13 protein-coding genes and 1 pseudogene are annotated in these 17960 nt (G+C 73.5%); 3 read left to right on the top strand and 11 right to left on the bottom strand.

The window, feature by feature from the left end; genetic code table 11:
• The first annotated feature begins 76 nt into the window (after nt 1-76).
• On the top strand, nt 77-1177 hold the full coding sequence (locus tag ACFYV1_RS19145) for a citrate synthase 2 (protein WP_389396672.1): 1101 nt from the start codon (nt 77-79) through the stop codon (nt 1175-1177).
• A gap of 90 nt (nt 1178-1267) precedes the next feature.
• On the opposite strand, the gene ACFYV1_RS19150 is transcribed toward ACFYV1_RS19145, so the two are convergent.
• From ACFYV1_RS19150 to ACFYV1_RS19190, 9 genes and pseudogenes are all read right to left on the bottom strand, one after another.
• Nucleotides 1268-1864, bottom strand: a complete 597-nt coding sequence (locus ACFYV1_RS19150; RefSeq protein ID WP_389396673.1) for a TetR/AcrR family transcriptional regulator — start codon at nt 1862-1864, stop codon at nt 1268-1270.
• Nucleotides 1852-2622 carry an enoyl-CoA hydratase family protein gene (locus tag ACFYV1_RS19155; protein WP_389396674.1) on the bottom strand — a complete coding sequence of 257 codons (771 nt, stop codon included), beginning with the start codon at nt 2620-2622 and terminating at the stop codon, nt 1852-1854. Before ACFYV1_RS19155 ends, ACFYV1_RS19150 begins: the two co-directional genes overlap by 13 nt.
• 3 nt (nt 2623-2625) lie before the next feature.
• On the bottom strand, nt 2626-4239 hold the full coding sequence (locus ACFYV1_RS19160) for a 4-coumarate--CoA ligase family protein (protein WP_389396675.1): 1614 nt from the start codon (nt 4237-4239) through the stop codon (nt 2626-2628).
• 43 nt (nt 4240-4282) lie between these two features.
• A complete protein-coding gene (locus tag ACFYV1_RS19165; RefSeq protein WP_389396676.1) occupies nt 4283-5443 on the bottom strand; it encodes an acyl-CoA dehydrogenase family protein in 1161 nt (386 codons plus the stop codon).
• Complete coding sequence (locus ACFYV1_RS19170) at nt 5440-7389, bottom strand: biotin carboxylase N-terminal domain-containing protein (RefSeq protein WP_389396677.1); 1950 nt, start codon at nt 7387-7389, stop codon at nt 5440-5442. The genes ACFYV1_RS19165 and ACFYV1_RS19170 overlap by 4 nt, the downstream gene beginning before the upstream one ends.
• Nucleotides 7390-7400: 11 nt before the next feature.
• A complete protein-coding gene (locus ACFYV1_RS19175) occupies nt 7401-8999 on the bottom strand; it encodes an acyl-CoA carboxylase subunit beta (RefSeq protein WP_389396678.1) in 1599 nt (532 codons plus the stop codon).
• Entirely contained in the window at nt 8996-10723 is a 1728-nt protein-coding gene (locus ACFYV1_RS19180; protein ID WP_389396679.1) for an acyclic terpene utilization AtuA family protein, read from the bottom strand. The genes ACFYV1_RS19175 and ACFYV1_RS19180 overlap by 4 nt, the downstream gene beginning before the upstream one ends.
• Before the next feature lie 299 nt (nt 10724-11022).
• Nucleotides 11023-11805 (bottom strand): annotated as a pseudogene (locus tag ACFYV1_RS19185) (TIGR03084 family metal-binding protein); the annotation flags it as partial.
• An 82-nt stretch (nt 11806-11887) separates the two neighbouring features.
• Nucleotides 11888-12880: a DMT family transporter gene (locus ACFYV1_RS19190; protein WP_389396680.1), complete on the bottom strand. Its 993-nt coding sequence runs from the start codon at nt 12878-12880 to the stop codon at nt 11888-11890.
• 102 nt (nt 12881-12982) lie between these two features.
• Here ACFYV1_RS19190 and ACFYV1_RS19195 point away from each other — a divergent pair, with 102 nt between their 5' ends.
• Nucleotides 12983-13840 (top strand): LysR family transcriptional regulator, encoded by an 858-nt coding sequence (locus ACFYV1_RS19195; RefSeq protein ID WP_389396681.1) that lies wholly within the window; start codon nt 12983-12985, stop codon nt 13838-13840.
• 74 nt (nt 13841-13914) lie between these two features.
• Nucleotides 13915-14343 carry a pyridoxamine 5'-phosphate oxidase family protein gene (locus tag ACFYV1_RS19200; protein ID WP_389396682.1) on the top strand — a complete coding sequence of 143 codons (429 nt, stop codon included), beginning with the start codon at nt 13915-13917 and terminating at the stop codon, nt 14341-14343.
• Here ACFYV1_RS19200 and ACFYV1_RS19205 read toward each other — a convergent pair.
• Nucleotides 14291-14665 carry a hypothetical protein gene (locus ACFYV1_RS19205; RefSeq protein WP_389396683.1) on the bottom strand — a complete coding sequence of 125 codons (375 nt, stop codon included), beginning with the start codon at nt 14663-14665 and terminating at the stop codon, nt 14291-14293. The two genes, ACFYV1_RS19200 and ACFYV1_RS19205, sit on opposite strands and share 53 nt — an antisense overlap.
• Before the next feature lie 53 nt (nt 14666-14718).
• On the bottom strand, nt 14719-17751 hold the full coding sequence (locus ACFYV1_RS19210; RefSeq protein ID WP_389396684.1) for an FAD-binding and (Fe-S)-binding domain-containing protein: 3033 nt from the start codon (nt 17749-17751) through the stop codon (nt 14719-14721).
• Nucleotides 17752-17960 lie beyond the last annotated feature (209 nt).

The raw sequence follows: 17960 nt of genomic DNA on the forward strand, positions 1-17960 counted from the left end.
GCACGGGGCATCACCGGGGTGACCGACCCACAGCCGTCGGCCACCGCTTGTCGCACACGTCTTGAGGAGCCGCCTGATGTCCGACTTCGTACCTGGACTCGAGGGAGTCGTCGCGTTCGAGACGGAGATCGCCGAACCGGACAAGGAGGGCGGTTCGCTCCGCTACCGGGGTGTCGACATCGAGGACCTGGTGGGAAGCGTCTCCTTCGGGAACGTCTGGGGCCTGCTGGTCGACGGTGCGTTCAACCCGGGCCTGCCGCCCGCGGAGCCGTTCCCCATCCCGGTGCACTCCGGTGACATCCGGGTCGACGTGCAGTCGGCGCTGGCGATGCTCGCCCCCGTGTGGGGTCTCAAACCGCTCCTCGACATCGACGAGGCACAGGCCAGGGACGACCTGGCGCGGGCGGCCGTGATGGCCCTCTCGTACGTGGCACAGAGTGCCCGCGGCCAGGGTCTGCCGATGGTGCCGCAGAGCGAGATCGACAAGGCGGAGTCCGTTGTCGAGCGGTTCATGATCCGCTGGCGCGGCGAGCCCGACCCGAGGCACGTCAAGGCCGTCGACGCGTACTGGACGTCGGCCGCGGAGCACGGCATGAACGCGTCCACGTTCACGGCCCGTGTCATCGCCTCCACGGGCGCCGATGTGGCCGCGGCCCTGTCGGGTGCGGTGGGTGCGATGTCCGGTCCGCTGCACGGCGGTGCGCCGTCCCGCGTCCTCGGCATGATCGAGGAGATCGAGCGCACCGGCGACGCGACGGCGTACGTGAGGAAGGCGCTCGACAAGGGCGAGCGTCTGATGGGCTTCGGCCACCGTGTCTACCGGGCGGAGGACCCGCGGGCCCGCGTGCTGCGCCGTACGGCGAAGGAGCTGGCGGCGCCGCGCTTCGAGGTGGCGGAAGCCTTGGAGAAGGCCGCGCTGGAGGAGTTGCACAACCGCCGCCCGGACCGGGTGCTGGCGACGAACGTCGAGTTCTGGGCCGCGATCATGCTGGACTTCGCGGAGGTTCCGGCGCACATGTTCACGTCGATGTTCAGCTGTGCCCGTACGGCGGGCTGGTCGGCGCACATCCTCGAGCAGAAGCGCACGGGCCGCCTGGTGCGTCCTTCGGCGCGTTATGTGGGTCCGGGTGCGCGCAGCCCGCGTGAGATCGCGGGGTACGGCGACATCGTCGACTGAGGCGCGGGGTTCGACGGCGCTCCACGGCTGCGCGGCGGCTGTGGACCCGCGCCGTTCAAGGGCCTGTCCGGCGCCGGTTCGCCGGACGGGTCACCGGGCCAGTGCTTCCTCCACCAGCGCCGCCCACTGCGCCACCACCCGCTCGCGCCGGGCCGTGTCGTCGGTGAGGAGGTTCGCGAGGCCCAGGCCGCGGGCCATGTCGAGCAGGCCCTGGACGGTCTCGCGGACGCCGGGGCGGGACTCGTCCGCGCCCAGCAGGCGGACCGCGATCCGGTGGGTCTCGCGGCCGACCCTGGCCTCGAGTTCGGTGACCCTCGGGCGGAGTTGCTCCTCGTTGGAGGCGGCGACCCACAGGTGCAGCGCGGCGCGGAAGACGGGGCCGGTGTAGAGGTCGACGAGGGCCGCGACGACCGCGGTGCGGTCCTGTGACGGGAGCGCTCGCAGTGCCTGCGAGCGCTCCTCCGCCACGTACTCGACCGCTGCCGTGAACAGGTCCTCCCTGGTCGGGAAGTGGTGCTGGGCGGCGCCGCGTGACACGCCGGCCCGCTCGGCGACGACGGAGACCGTGGAACCGGCCCAGCCGACCTCGGCCAGGCATGCCACCGCGGCCTCCAGCAGCCGCTGCCGGGTCGCCCGGCTGCGGTCCTGCTTGGGGGCCTTGGCGGTCGGTGGCGTCACAACGCCCATGCGGGGTCCCGTCGTTCGAGGAATGCTGTCATCCCTTCGCGCGCCTCTGCCGATGCGAACAGCGATGCCGAGCGCTGGACCAGGTCTTCCGCGTCCCGGTCGAAGGTTTCCAGCACCCTAGCGGTGACCAGTTGTTTCGATGCCGCCAGCCCTTGCGGGGAGGCCCGGCGCAGCCCGTCGAGGAGTGGTGCCAGGGCGTCGTCGACGTCGTCCGCGGCGAGGGTGAGCAGACCGCTGCGGGCCGCCTCCGCGGCGCCGAAGCGTTCCCCGGTGAGGTAGTAGCGTTCGGCGGCGCGCGGCTCCATGCGCGGCAGCAGCGGGAGCGAGATGACGGCGGGCGCGACGCCGATGCGCACTTCGGTGAACGCGAAGTCGGAGTCCGTCGTCGCCGCGGCGATGTCGCAGGCGCCGACCAGGCCGAGGCCGCCCGCGCGCACATGACCGCTGATCCTCGCCACCACGGGTTTGGGCAGTGCCACGATCTGCCGCAGCAGGGCCACGAAGGCGTACGGGCTGGGGGGCGCCTTCAGGTCCGCTCCCGCGCTGAACGTGGACCCGGTGTGGGTCAGGACCACGGCTCGTACGGACGGGTCGCCGGCGCACTCGGTGAGCGCGCCCGCGAGCTCCCCGACGAGCGCCGACGACAGTGCGTTGCGGTTCGCCGGGGCGTCCAGGGTGAGGGTGGTGACGCCCCGGTCATGGGCGTTGACGACGGTCATGCGCTGCTCCTTCGTACCGGTCGTGCTCGTGCCGGCCATGCGCTACTGTGCGGCGCCTTTCTCGCGGTCCCGCAGTTCCCGTCGCAGAATCTTCCCCGATGCGGCGCGCGGGACGCCGTCGATGAACTCGACCCGGCGGATCTTCTTGTAGGGGGCGACGCGTTCGGCGACGAACGCGAGGACGTCCTCCTCGGTGAGCCGGCCGGCTTCCGCGGCACCGCGGGTGCCGCCGTCGGCGGCCGGCTGCCTGACGACGTACGCCTTCGGGATCTCGTTGCCGTCCTCGTCCCGCACGCCGATGACCGCCGCGTCGGCGATCGCGTCGTGGGTGAGCAGCAGGGCCTCGAGTTCGGCCGGGGCGACCTGGAAGCCCTTGTACTTGATGAGTTCCTTGACCCGGTCGACGACGAACAGCCAGCCGTCGTCGTCGACCCGTCCGATGTCGCCGGTGTGGACCCAGCCGTCGGTGTCGATCATCGCGGCGGTGGCGTCGGGCCGGCCGAGGTAGCCCTTCATGACCTGCGGGCCGCGGATCACGATCTCGCCCTCCTCCCCGGTGCCGAGTTCGCCGCCGGAGCCGTCGAGGCCGAGGATGCGCATCTCGGTGCCGGGCAGCAGGAGTCCGACGGCGCCGGGCGGCGGGTCATCGGCGTCGAGGGGGACGACGTGGGTGCCGGGAGACAGCTCGGTCATCCCGTACGCCTGCCGTACCGGCGGGAGTCCGAGCCGCTTCGAGCAGGCCTCCGCGAGTTTCGCGTCGAGCGGTGCGGCGGCGCTGAGGATGTACTCCAGCGACGACAGGTCGTACTTGGCGACGGCGGGGTGCTTGGCGAGGGCGAGCACGATCGGCGGGGCGACGTACAGCCCGTTGATGCGGTGTTCCTGGATGGCCCTCAGGAACGTGTCCAGGTCGAAGCGCGGCAGCACGACGACCGTCGCGCCCTGGCGCAGCGGGGCGTTCATCAGGGCGGTCAGGCCGTAGATGTGGAAGAACGGCAGGACGGCGAGGATGCGGTGCCCTTCACCGGCGGGGGCGACGGGTGCGAGCTGTTCCAGGTTGGTGGCGATGGACCGGTGGGTGAGCATCACGCCCTTGGGGACACCGGTGGTGCCCGACGAGTACGGCAGGGCGGCGACGTCCTGTGACGGGTCGATGTCGACGACGGGTTCGGGTGCGGTGGAGCCGAGCATGTCGAGGATGCTGACGTGCCCGTCCGCCCGGTCGCAGACGAAGATCTCCTCGATCCCGGCGGCGAGTTCGGCGGCTCTGCGGGCCACCTCGAGCAGTGGGGAGACGGTGACGATCCAGCGGGCGGAGGAGTCGCGCAGCTGTTTGGCGAACTCCTCCGCCGTGGACAGCGGATGGACGGTGGTGACGGTCGCGCCGGCGCGCGTGGCGCCGTAGAAGACGGCCGGGTAGGCGATCGTGTTGGGGCTGTGGAGGGCGAGCACGTCTCCCTTGCCGACACCCGCGTCGGCGAGTGCCGCGGCGATCCTCCGGTGGAACAGGTCGAGTTGGTGGTAGGTGACGGTGGTGCCGTTCACTCCGTCGACGAGGGCGACGGTGTCGCCGTACTCGGCGGCTCGTGCGAGCACGGCGTCGTGGATGGGTTCGACGACGGCCGGTACATCTGCGTAGCTGCTGCGGAACACCATGAGGGCCCCCTCGGCGTTGGTGGAACGGCCAGAATGTCGTCTGTCAGTACGACTTGGGGAGCCCCAGGGACTGATGGGACACGTAGTTCAGGATCATCTCGCGGCTGACGGGTGCGATCCGGGCGACGCGGGACGCGGCGATCAGCTTGGCGAGGCCGTACTCGCGGGTGAGTCCGTTGCCGCCGAGGGTGTGCACGGCCTGGTCGACCGCCTTCACGCACGCCTCCGCGGCGGCGTACTTGGCCATGTTCGCGGCCTCGCCCGCGCCGATGTCGTCGCCCGCGTCGTACAGGGCGGCCGCCTTCTGCATCATGAGGCGGGCCAGTTCCAGTTCGATGTGGGCCTGGGCGAGGGGGTGGGCGACGGCCTGGTGGGCGCCGATGGGGGTCTTCCAGACCTGGCGGGTCCTGGCGTACTCGACGGCCTGCGCGAGCGCGTACCTGCCCATGCCGATGGCGAAGGCGGCCGTCATGATCCGCTCGGGGTTGAGTCCGGCGAACAGCTGGAGCAGGCCGGCGTCCTCTCCTCCACAGCCTGCGGTGTGGGAGGGACCCCCACCGACGAGTGCCGTCGCGGGCAGTCGTACGTCGTCGAGGACGAGTTCGAACTGCTTCTCCTCCGCCCGGAGTTCCATGTCGATCGCGGAACGGTGGAAGCCCTCGCAGTCGCGGGGGACGATGAACAGGCAGGGCTTGAGGCTGCCGGTCCGGGCGTCCTCCGTGCGGCCGACGATGAGGGTGGCGTCGGCGATGTCGACGCCGGAGACGAAGACCTTGCGGCCGGAGAGTGTCCATCCGTCCCCGTCGCGGCGGGCGGTGGTGGTGATCCGGTGCGAGTTCGAGCCGGCGTCGGGCTCCGTGATGCCGAACGCCATGGTGAGGCTGCCGTCGGCGAGTCCCGGCAGCCACTGCCGTTTCTGCTCTTCGGTGCCGAAGCGGGCGATGACGGTGGCGCAGATGGCGGGCGACACGATCATCATGAGGAGCGGGCAGCCCGCGGCGCCGGACTCCTCGAGGACTATGGACAGTTCACTGATGCCGCCACCTCCGCCGCCGTACTCCTCGGGGATGTTCACGCCCAGGTAGCCGAGCTTTCCGGCCTCCGCCCAGAGGGCGGCGCGGTCGAAGTCCCGGCCGTGCCGGCGGCCGAGCGCGGCGACGGCCTCGCGCAGGTCCTTGTGCTCCTGGCTCTCGATGGTGCTCATGACTCGGGTGCCTCCTGTGCTTCCTCGTTGACGACGGCGAGCAGGGCACCGACCTCGACCTGGCGGCCGACGGCGGCGTGGAGCGCGGTGAGCGTGCCGGAGGCGGGAGCGACGATCCTGTGCTCCATCTTCATGGCCTCCAGCCACAGGAGTGGCTGTCCTTGTTCGACCCGGGCGCCCTCCGCGACGCCGTCGCCGAGCCGGACGACGGTCCCTGGCATGGGCGCGGTCAGCGAACCTGGTTCGGCCCGGTCGGCCGGGTCGGTGAACCGGGGGCGCGGGGTCAGGGTGTGGGCCCCGGTGGGCGAGTCGACGTACACGGTGTCGCCGTGGCGGGCGACGTCGTGGCCCCGTACGACGCCGTCGACCTCGAGCACGACACGGTCCGGCCGCGCGGACACCACCCGTACGCCGGGCCGGTCCACGAGCTCGAATCCGCCGTCACGGGCGGGCCGGTAGCGGATCTCGTGGTCGCCGTACGCCTTGAGCTGCGCCTGGGAGGCGAGGTTGCGCCAGGCTCCGCCGAAGCGGCCCTCGCGCCCGGCGGCGTCCGCGATCGCCGCGGCGACGGCGGCGTGCTCCTCGCCGGGGGCGGGCCCGGTCAGTTCGCCGAGGTTGCGCTCGTAGAACCCGGTGTCGAGCCGCCCGTCGGCGAAGTCGGGGTGCTCCAGCGACGCGACGAGGAGCTCCCGGTTGGTGACGGGCCCGTGCACCCGCGCGCGCCGCAGGCCGTGCGCGAGCTTCCGGACGGCCTCCGCCCTGGTGGGCGCCCAGGCGATGACCTTGGCGATCATGGGGTCGTAGTGGACCCCGATGGCGTCTCCTCCGCCGTATCCGGTGTCGACCCGCAGGGTGGGGGCGGTGCCCGGGATGCCGGACGCGTGCCCGCCCGGGACGCCGGGGGCGTGCGCCCCGGGAATGTCGAGGATGTGCAGCGGTCCCGTCTGCGGGGTCCAGCCGGTGGACGGGTCCTCGGCGTACAGACGGGCCTCCACGGCGTGGCCCTTCGCCTGCGGCGGGTCGGCGGGCAGCGCCGCGCCTTCGGCGACGGCGAGTTGGAGGGCGACGAGGTCGAGGCCGAACACCATCTCCGTCACCGGGTGCTCGACCTGCAGCCGGGTGTTCATCTCGAGGAAGTGGGTCCGGCCGTCGTCCGCGACGAGGAACTCGACCGTGCCGGCCCCCCGGTAGTCGACGGCGCGCGCCGCGCCGACGGCGAGTGCGTGGAGCTCGGCGACCAGTTCGGGGGCGAGGCCCGGCGCGGGCGACTCCTCGACGACCTTCTGGTGGCGGCGCTGCAGCGAGCAGTCCCGGGTGCCCAGCGCCCAGACCGTGCCGTGCGCGTCGGCCATGATCTGGACCTCGACGTGGCGGCCGTTCTCCACGTACGGCTCGACGAACACCTCGCCGTCGCCGAACGCCGACGCGGCTTCGGAGCGGGCCGTCTCCAGCTCACCGGCGAGGTCGGCCAGGGCCCGGACGACGCGCATTCCGCGGCCGCCGCCGCCCGCCGCGGCCTTGACCAGGACGGGCAGGTCCGCTTCCCCGACCGACGCGGGGTCCAGAGGTGCGATCCCCATGAGCCGCTTGGCCCGCGTCTTGGACGCCATCGCCTCGATCGCGGCCGGCGGCGGCCCGATCCAGAGGAGCCCGGCGTCCGTCACCGCCTGGGCGAACTCCGCGTTCTCCGAGAGGAATCCGTAGCCGGGGTGCACCGCGTCCGCGCCGGCCGCCAGTGCCGCCTTCACGACGAGGTCGCCGCGCAGATAGGTCTCGGCGGGCGCCGAGCCGGGCAGTCGTACGGCCGCGTCCGCCTCCCGTACGTGCAGGGCTCCGGCATCCGCGTCGGAGTGCACGGCGATCGTCGCGATGCCCAGCTCGCGGCAGGTGCGAAAGACGCGGCACGCGATCTCGCCGCGGCCTGCGACGAGGACAGTGGAAATCACAGCGGTGCTCCTCACATTCGGAAGACGCCGAAGCCGCCTCGCGCGCCTTCGACCGGTGCCGTGTGGATCGCGGACAGACACAGGCCGAGCACGGTCCGGGTGTCGCGGGGGTCGATGATCCCGTCGTCGTACAGCCGCCCGGACAGGAACATCGGCAGTGACTCGGACTCGATCTGTGCCTCGACCATCGCCCGCAGCCCCGCGTCGGCCTCGTCGTCGTACGGCTGCCCCTTCGCGGCGGCGGAGGCGCGGGCCACGATCGACAGGACGCCGGCCAGCTGCTGCGGGCCCATGACGGCGGACTTGGCGCCGGGCCAGGCGAACAGGAAGCGGGGGTCGTACGCCCGGCCGCACATGCCGTAGTGCCCGGCGCCGTACGACGCGCCCATGAGCACCGACAGGTGCGGCACCCGGCTGTTCGACACCGCGTTGATCATCATGGCGCCGTGCTTGATGATGCCGCCCTGCTCGTACTCCTTGCCGACCATGTAGCCGGTGGTGTTGTGCAGGAACAGCAGGGGTACGTCGCGCTGGTTGGCGAGCTGGATGAACTGGGCCGCCTTCTGCGACTCCTCGCTGAACAGCACGCCCCGTGCGTTGGCCAGCACCCCCACCGGATAGCCGTGCAGCGACGCCCAGCCCGTCACCAGGGCGGCGCCGTACAGGGGCTTGAACTCGTCGAAGTCCGAGCCGTCCACGATCCGCGCGATCACCTCGCGCGGGTCGAACGGGGTCCTCAGGTCGTCCGGCACGATGCCGAGCAGTTCGTCCGCCGCGTACTTCGGGGGTTCGGCCGGCCCCGGATCGGCGTGCGCCTTGCGCCAGTTGAGGCGGGCCACGATCCGCCGTGCCCGGCGCAGCGCGTCGGGCTCGTCGAGGGCGAAGTGGTCGGCGAGTCCCGAGGTCCTGGCGTGCATCTCGGCGCCGCCGAGCGATTCGTCGTCGCTCTCCTCGCCCGTCGCCATCTTCACCAGCGGCGGTCCGCCGAGGAAGACCTTCGACCTCTCCCTGATCATGACGGTGTGGTCGGACATGCCGGGCACGTACGCCCCGCCCGCGGTCGAGTTGCCGAAGACGACCGCGACGGTGGGGATGCCGGCCGCCGAGAGCCGGGTCAGGTCCCGGAAGAGCGCACCGCCCGGGATGAAGATCTCCTTCTGCGACGGGAGGTCCGCGCCGCCGGACTCCACGAGCGAGATCACGGGCAGCCGGTTGGTGCGCGCGATCTCGTTGGCGCGCAGCGCCTTCTTCAGGGTCCACGGGTTGGACGCCCCGCCGCGCACCGTCGGGTCGTTGGCGGTGATCAGGCATTCGACGCCTTCGACGACCCCGATGCCGGTGACGATCGACGCGCCCACCGGGTAGTCGCTGCCCCAGGCGGCGAGCGGCGACAGCTCCAGGAAGGGCGTGTCCGGGTCGATCAGCAGCTCGATGCGTTCGCGGGCGAGCAGCTTGCCGCGCGCCCGGTGCCGGGCGACGTACTTCTCGCCGCCGCCCGCGAGCGCCTTGGCGTGCTCGCCGTCCAGCTCGGCGAGCTTGTCGAGCATGGCGGCACGGTGGGCGGCGTGTTCGGGGCCGGTCGGGTCGACGGCCGAGCCGAGGACGGTCACAGCAGAGCCTCCGGGATGTCGGCATGACGTGCGCGCAGCCATTCGCCGAGCGCCTTGGCCTGCGGGTCGAAACGGGCCTGGGCGGCGACTCCTTCGCCGAGGAGGCCCGCGACCGTGAAGTTCAGGGCGCGCAGGTTCGGCAGTACGTGCCGTGCGACGGCCAGGTCCGCGGTCTCCGGGAGCAGTTCGCGCAGCCGGTCCGTGGTCAGTTCGTGGGCGAGCCAGCGCCAGGCGTCGTCGGTGCGGGCCCAGACGCCGATGTTGGCGTCGCCGCCCTTGTCGCCGCTGCGGGCTCCGGCGACCAGTCCGAGGGGGGCGCGGCGGACGGGTCCCGCGGGCAGCGGCTCCGGCAGCGCGGGCGGCGGTACGTCGTCGAGCGTCCGGGTCCGCGCGGGCGGCGGGACCGCGATCCGGCTGCCGTCCGGCAGGACCGCCGTGTGCGGCACTTCGGTCGCGTCGACGTGAGCGGCCTCGAACACCCCGTACGGCGCGCCCTTGCCGGGCGGGGCGGTCACATGGAAGCCGGGGTAGCTGCCGAGCGCCGCCTCGATCGCCGCGCTGCTCACCGCCCGTCCGACCTTCGCGGCGTCCGGGTCGCGCACGACGAGCCGCAGGTAGGCACTGGCCCGTTCCTCGGTGTCGGCGTCCTCGTGTTCCGTGCGCGCCAGTTCCCAGCGCAGTCCGGCCGGCGGCTGCTTTCCGAGGGCGTCCTCCAACTGGTCCTTCACCAGGCGCGCCTTGGCCTCGATGTCGAGGCCGGTGAGCACGAACACCACCTCGTTGCGCCAGCCGCCGAGCCGGTTCAGCCCGGTCTTGAGGGTGGGCGGCGGGGCTTCGCCGCGCACTCCGGAGATCCGTACGCGGTCGGGGCCCTGCTGCTCGAGGCGTACGGTGTCGAGCCGCGCGGTCACGTCGGGGCCCGCGTACCGGGCGCCGCCCGTCTCGTACAGGAGCTGGGCGGTGACGGTGCCGGTGTCGACGAAGCCGCCGGTGCCTTCGTGCTTGGTGATGACACAGCTGCCGTCGGGGTGGATCTCGGCGACGGGGAATCCCGGCCGGCGCACGTCCCGGCCCGGCTCGGCGAAGAACGCGTAGTTGCCGCCGGTGGCCTGGGTGCCGCATTCGAGGACGTGCCCGGCGACGACGGCGCCCGCGAGCTCGTCGTACGCCTGCGGACCCCAGCCGAACCGCCAGGCCGCCGCCCCGGTGACGAGGGCCGCGTCGGTGACCCGGCCGGTGACGACGATGTCCGCGCCGGCGGTCAGGCAGGCGGTGATCCCGGCGCCGCCGAGGTAGGCGTTGGCGGTGAGCGCGCCGGGGAAGCGGGCGGCCAGGTCGTCGCCCTCGACGTGCGCGACGCGGGCGGGTACGCCGGTCCTCTCCGCGAGTTCCCGCACGGCGCCGGCGAGGCCGGCGGGGTTGAGGCCGCCCGCGTTGACGACGATGCGCACTCCGCGTTCGTGGGCGAGTCCGAGGGTGTCCTCCAGCTGCCGGAGGAAGGTCTTCGCGTAACCGAGGGCCGGGTCCTTCAGCCGGTCGCGGCCGAGGATGAGCATGGTCAGCTCGGCGAGATAGTCCCCGGTGAGGACGTCGAGCGGACCGCCGGTGAGCATCTCCCGCATCGCGTCGAAGCGGTCGCCGTAGAACCCGGAGGCGTTCCCGATCCGGAGGGGAGGGCCGCCGTGGTGCCCGCGATCCGCGACCGGCCCCGGCTCGGCGGTCACGGCCTGCCGTCCTCGGCGGGTGCGGCCCCGGCCGGGTCCGCCGAAGCGCGCCCCGGCGCGGCGGGCACGTGCGTCGCGGCGGGCGCGGCCGACACAGCCGGCGCGGTGGGCGCGGCAGGCACAGTCGACGCAGCAGACGCGGCGGGCGCGGCGGGCGCGTGCGGCTCGGCGTGCACACCGGCCACGACCGGCCCGGCCGGCACGACCGGCACGGCAGGCACAGCCGGCACAGCCGACGCAGCAGGCGCGTGCGGCACAGCAGGCGCGGCAGGCGCGGAGGGCGCGCCCGCCGTGCGCACGCCGCTGGGCTCGCGGCCCTTTCCGGGCGGTCCCGCGAACGCCTGCGCGATGTCGAGCCAGCGGTCGGCGTCCGCTCCCTCGGCGCGCAGGGCGAGGTCGTCGCGGTGGGCGCGGCGGGTGACGAGCAGCGCGAAGTCCAGCGCGGGTCCGCTGACCCGCTGGGCGGCGTCCTCGGGGCCGTACGCCCAGCTCTCGCCGGCGGGGCCGGTGAGCTCGACGCGGAACGGCGCGGCGGGCGGGGTCAGGCCGTTCATGCCGTACGCGTAGTCCCGCGTGCGGAACCCGATCCGCGCGATCTGGGCGAGCCGGGCGGTCGGGGTCCGTACGACGCCGAGGGCGTCGGCGACGTCCTGGCCGTGTGCCCAGGTCTCCATCAGCCGGGCGGTCGCCATCGACGCGGTCCTCATCGGCGGGCCGTACCAGGGGAAGCGGCTGCCGGGCGGTGCCTCGCTCAGGGCCCGCAGGAGCCGCTCCCGGCCGGCGCGCCAGCGGTCCAGCAGTTCGGCGGGTGGCAGGGCGGCGCCCTCGGCGGCGCCGTCGTCGACGAAGGTGTGCGGCGCGGCGACGGCCTTCTCGACTTCGGCGGCGAACGCGTCGGCGTCGGTGACGGCGAGGTGGGCGACGTGGTCGGTCCAGGCGAGGTGGGCGATCTGGTGGGCGACGGTCCAGCCTTCCGCGGGCGTCGTGGCCGCCCACTCGCGTGGGCTCAGCCCGCGCACCAGCCGGTCGAGTTCATCGCTTTCGCTGCGCAGGTCGTCGAGGACGACGGCGGGTTCGGACACGTGACGCTCCCCTGTGGGCACGACGGTTCGTGCCCCGGAGCATGGCAGCGACCGGAGAAACAATCAAGCATGCTTGCTTTGACTATTCCGGGACGCTCTTCCTCCTCCCGGCCTCCTGGGTCCGCACAGCGCCCATGCTCGCCGCGATGACCAGCGCGATCGCCAGACTCTCCGTCGGCGACAGCGCCTGGTTCAACAGGAGGAAACCGGCCCCCGCGGCGATCGCCGGCTCGAGGCTCATCAGCACCGCGAACGTCGCGGCGGGCAGCCTGCGCAGCGCCAGCAGCTCCAGGGTGTACGGCAGGACCGACGACATCAGCGCCACCGCGAGACCCAGCCCGAGCGTGGACGGCACCCACAGCCGTGAACCGGCCTCCACCAGCCCGAACGGCAGACTGATCAGCGCGCCCACGCCCATCGCCAGCGCCAGCCCGTCCGCCTGCGGGAAGCGCCGCCCGGTACGGGCGCTGAAGACGATGTACGCCGCCCACATACCGCCCGCGGCCAGGGCGTAGGCCGCGCCGACCGGGTCGAGCCGGTCGAAGCCGCCGCCGCCGAGCAGGGCCACACCGCCGAGCGCGAGCCCCGCCCACAGCAGATTCACCAGCCGCCTGGACGCGATCACCGACAGCGCGAGCGGACCGAGCACCTCCAGCGTGACCGCCGTGCCGAGCGGGATACGGTCCACGGCCTGGTAGAAGAGCATGTTCATCCCGCCCATGGCGGCACCGAACGTGATCACGGTGCCCCAGTCCGCGCGGGAGTGCCCGCGCAGCCGTGGCCGGCAGACCACGAACAGCACGAGGGCCGCGAGCACCAGCCGCAGCGTGACGACGCCCAGCGCGCCCGCCCGCGGCATCAGCATGACGGCGACAGCGGCGCCGAACTGCACCGACAGGCCGCCCGCGACGACGAGCGCCACCGGCCCGAGGGAACGCCGGACACCGGAGGGAGGCGGAGGACTGCCCGCGCCACCGGCCGCCTGCGCCGCCGCGCCCGCCGCCTCCGGCAGCGCGACCGTCGCGCCGCCCGTCTGCGCCCCGGCGTCCGCACCAGCGGACTGCGCGTCCTTCACCCCGGCCTCCCTGTGCCCTCGCCCGTCCAAGTCCCTCACCACGCTACGGACCCGGGCGTCATGCGTGAAATACATATCTCGCTGCGGTTATGCTCCACGCGTATGAGCATCGAGCTGCGCCACCTCCGCTGCTTCCTCGCCGTCGCACAGGAGTCGAGCGTCACCAGGGCGGCGGCTCTGCTGGGCCTCACCCAGCCCAGCGTCTCCCGCTCGCTCGCCGCCCTCGAACAGCACCTCGCCGTCCGGCTTGTCGACCGCTCCACCCACCACGTCGAGCTCACCGCGGAGGGCCGGGCCTTCCGCGACAGGGCCGCCGCCGCGGTCACCGCCTTCGACGAGGCCCTCGACGCCGGACGACTGCGCCACCGGCCCCTGCGGCTCGGACACGCCTGGTCGGCCCTCGGCCCGTACACCACCCCGCTGCTGCGGCGCTGGCAGCGGGAGCACCCGGACACGCCGCTCGAGCTGCTGAGGATCGACGACCGTACGGCGGGGCTCGCCCGCGGCGAGGTCGACGCCGCCGTGCTGCGCGGCCTCGTGGACACACCCGGCCTCGCGACCGAGCTGCTGTTCACGGAGGCGCGGGTGGCGGCCGTGCCGTCGGACGGCCCGCTCGCGGCGCGCGACTCGCTGACCCTGGCGGACCTCACGGCGGGTCCGGTCGTCCTGAACTCGGTCTCCGGCCTGACCACGCCGGAGCTGTGGCCCGAGGAGATCCGGCCCGCGGCGACGATCACGGTGGCGAACACGGACGACTGGCTCACCGCGATCGCCGCGGGCCGGGGGGTGGGCGCCTCGGTCGCCTCCACCGCGCAGATGCACGCGCACCGCGGTGTCACGTACCGCCCGCTGTCCGACGCCCCGCGCGCGCCCGTCTTCCTCGCCTGGCGCAGCGCCTCCCCGCATCCGGCGGTCGGTCAACTCGTCGCCCTGGCACGGGCCTTGGCGCGCACGGGCTGACACGCACGCCGGTGCCCGGTCCCTTGGGGCATCGGCGCCGAGCCGCCCCGGCGTGCCCGTGATAGGCAGGGCGTATGAAGCGTGACGAGCTGGTGTGGTTCCTCCGCAGGTACAGGCTCGCCGTCCAGGCCACCGTGGCACCGGACGGATCGCCGCAGGCCGCGGTCGTCGGGTACGCCGTCACCGACGATCTGGAGATCGTGTTCGACACCGTCGGCACGACCCGCAAGTGCCTCAACCTGCGGGCCGATCCGCGCATCGCCCTCGTCGTCGGCTGGGAGCACGCGATCACCGCACAGCTCGAGGGCACCGCCGACTTCCCCGCCGGAGCGGAGCTGGAACGCCTGCGGGACTGCTACTTCCGGGTGTACCCGGAGGGCCGCGACCGGCTCTCCTGGCCCGGCATCACACATGTGCGGGTGCGGGTGGGGTGGGTGCGGTACAGCGACTTCACCCAGGATCCGCCGCACGTCGTCGAGATGCCCGCGGCTCAGCTCGCCTGAGGCACCGGACGGCCCTCCCCGGCCGGGCCCACCGGCCGCCGCGCACAAGCCCGAGGAGACGGCGGACGCCCCGTACGGCGAGGATCACCAGCAGGGCCGCCACGACGCATCCGGCCGCGCCGAGCGCACCGGCCGACACGCCCCTCAGCAGGGACACGACGAACGAGCCCACCCCTTTGTCGGCCGCCGCCTCCACGGGGTCGACCGGGTCGACCGCGATCGCCGCCACCAGCAGATGCGCCACCAGTGCGGACACGAGCAGAACCGCCGCGGCCCGCGCCAGCAGACTCACGATGTCGGCCCGCCCGACGCTCCTGCGCATGGCATCCGCCCTCTCTTGCCTGGTCGGACGCCCATCCTGCCGGATGCCGGACGTCACTCGGCGCGCAGGTCCTCCCCTGGGAACGCGGCCCGCCCGGACCCGGCCCCGGACCCGCCCGCCGGCCCCTTCCCGGCCCCCTCCGCAGGCCCGTTCCTCCGCCCGTCACCGCCCTCGTCCGCAGGCCCGCTCCCCCGCCCGTAACCGGCCCCCTCCGCAGGCCCATTGCGCCGCCCGTCACCGCCCCCCTCCGCAGGCCCGCTCCCCCGCCCGTCACCGAGCCCTTCCGCCAGCACCTCCGCCAGGTGCCTGGCCCTGCGGCCCGCCAGCTGGTCGAGCTGGGTGCGGCAGGAGAAGCCGTCCGCCAGCAGCTCGGCGCCGGGCGCGGCCGCCCGCACGGCGGGCAGCAGTTGGTCCTCCGCGCACGCCACCGACACCTCGTAGTGGCCCCGCTCGAAGCCGAAGTTGCCCGCGAGCCCGCAGCAGCCTCCACTCAGTTCGCCGTCCAGCCCGGCCCGTTCACGCAGCCGCCGTTCGGCGGCGTCACCGAGGACGGCGTGCTGGTGGCAGTGCGTCTGACCGGCGACCGGGCGCCCGATGCGCGGCGGCGTCCAGTCGGGCGCGCACTCCTCCAGTCCCTGCGCGAACGTCCGCACGGACGCCGCCAGCCGGCCCGACCGGGGGTCGTCGCCCAGCAGCTCGGGCAGGTCGGTCCGAAGGGCCGCCGCGCAGCTCGGCTCCAGCACGACGACGGGCACGTCGAGTTCGAGCAGCGGCTCGACGACGTCGAGCGTGTGCCGCATGACCTTGCGGGCCAGGTCGAGCTGCCCCGTGGACACATAGGTGAGCCCGCAGCAGACCCGGCCGGGCGGCAGCACGATCTCGATGCCCGCCGCCTCCATGACGTTCACCGCCGCCCTCCCCACGGACGGCGAGAGGTGGTCGGTGAAGGTGTCCGGCCACAGCACGGCCGTACGGTCCTTCTCCAGCACCTCGGCCCGTCCGCCCATGTGGTCGCGGAGCCAGCGGCGGAACGTCCGCGGTGCCAGGCGCGGCAGTTCCCGTTCCGGAGCGATGCCGCCGAGTCGCTTGACGAGTGCGGCCAGTGGCCGCAGACGGCCCGCGGCGTTGACGGCGGACGCGAACGGGGCGGCGGCGCGCAGCCACTTGGGGAGGCGGCCCATCGCGTAGTGGGCCGGGGGGCGGCGGCGTCCCGCGTAGTGGTGGTGCAGGAACTCCGCCTTGTACGTGGCCATGTCGACGCCGACCGGGCAGTCGCTGCGGCAGCCCTTGCAGGAGAGGCACAGGTCGAGCGCGTCACGGACCTCGGTGGAGCGCCAGCCGTCGGTGACGACCTCGCCGGCGAGCATCTCGTGCAGCAGCCGGGCGCGGCCGCGGGTGGAGTGCGCCTCCTCGCCGGTCGCCCGGTACGAGGGGCACATCACGCCGCCGCCCGCCGAGGCGTGTTCCGTACGGCACTTGGCGACGCCGACGCAGCGGCGCACCGCTCCGGCGAAGTCTCCGCCGTCGTGGGGGTAGCCGTAGACGACGTCGACGGGACGACGTGGGAGGACGGCGAAGCGGAGGTTCGCGTCCAGCGGGTCCGGACGCACCAGCATGCCGGGATTCATGCCGCCCTCGGGGTCCCACAGGTCCTTGAACCGGCCGAAGAGGCCGACCATTTCCTCCCCGTACATCCTGGGCAGCAGCTCGGCGCGGGCCTGTCCGTCGCCGTGTTCACCGGACAGCGAGCCGCCGTGGGCGACGACGAGTGAGGCGACCTGTTCCGAGAAGGTGCGGAAGCGGCGGACGCCCGGACCGGTCAGCAGGTCGAAGTCGATGCGGACATGGATGCATCCGTCGCCGAAGTGACCGTAGGGGGTGCCGTGCAGGCCGTGGTCGGCGAGCAGGGAACGGAAGTCGCGCAGGTACGCGCCGAGACGGGCGGGCGGCACCGCGCAGTCCTCCCAGCCGGGCCATGCCTCGCCGCCGTCCGGCATCCGGGTCGCGGTGCCCGACGCGTCCTCGCGTACTCGCCACAGGGCCCGCACGGCCGACGGGTCGTCGACGACCGTGCCGTCCAGGGCGTCGGCCGCCCGCAGGATCCGCTCGGCGCCGTCCCTCGCCTCCGCGGCGGTGGCCCCGCCGGTCTCGACGAACAGCCACGCCCCGCCCCGCGGCAGACCGTGGCCCGCGGGCACCAGATCCTCCGCCATGCCCTCGACGGTCAGCGGACCGAGGGGCAGCAGGCCGGCGGCGGCTTCGGCGGCGGCGCTCTCGTCGGGGTAGCCGAGGACGGCGAGGGCCCGGGCGGGCGGTGCGTCCACGAGCCGTACGGTCGCCTCCGTCAGGACGGCCAGGGTGCCCTCGCTGCCGCAGAACGCGCGGGCGAGGTCGGCGCCCTTCTCGGGCAGCAGGGCGTCGAGCGCGTATCCGGAGATCCGGCGCGGCAGGCCCTCCGGGAAGCCGGTGCGCAGCAGGGCGAGGTTGCGTTCGACGAGGTCGCCGAGGCCGGGCGGGGCGCTGCCGGGCCGAAGCCCGCGGGCGAGGTGGTGACGGGCGCCCGTGTAGGTGACGACCGACAGGTCGCGGACGTTGTCGGCCGTCGTCCCCCAGGCGACCGAGTGGGCGCCGCACGAGTTGTTGCCGATCATCCCGCCCAGTGTGCAGCGGCTGTGTGTCGAGGGGTCGGGGCCGAAGACCAGTCCGTGCCCCCGTACGGCCCGCTGGAGCCGGTCCAGTACGACACCGGGCTGCACGCGCGCGGTCCGCGCGGCCGCGTCGACGTCGAGGATCCTGTTCATGTGGCGGGTGAGGTCCAGGACCACACCGGTGCCGGTGGCCTGTCCGGCGATGGAGGTGCCGCCGCCGCGCGGTACGACCGGTACGCCGTGCCGCGCGCAGACCTCGAGGGCGGCGGCCACGTCGTCGGCGTCGCGGGGGGCGACGACGCCGACCGGGACGCGCCGGTAGTTGGAGGCGTCCATGGTCGTCAGCGCCCGGGCGGCGGCGGAGAAGTCCACTTCACCGCCGACGGCGGCCTTGAGCGCGCGGGCCAGTTCGCTCGTACCCCTGGTGTGTTCAACCATGTGTTCCAGGATGACGGCTGCGCCGGTGGCAGGACCGGCAGGAAACGTGTCACTTGCACACGTTGTGCGCCCGCGGCCGAGCAGGAAGCGGCACGCCCATCCCCAACTGATCGTCAACCCTCCTATAGTGTCGACGACTTCGTCAGGAAGCAGCGGCTCCAGTTGCGCCCCCCGTCACCCCGGAAGGCACCACTCGATGACCGGCACCT

The organism is Streptomyces sp. NPDC003023 (assembly GCF_042888225.1).
In the GTDB taxonomy this organism is placed as follows: domain Bacteria; phylum Actinomycetota; class Actinomycetes; order Streptomycetales; family Streptomycetaceae; genus Streptomyces.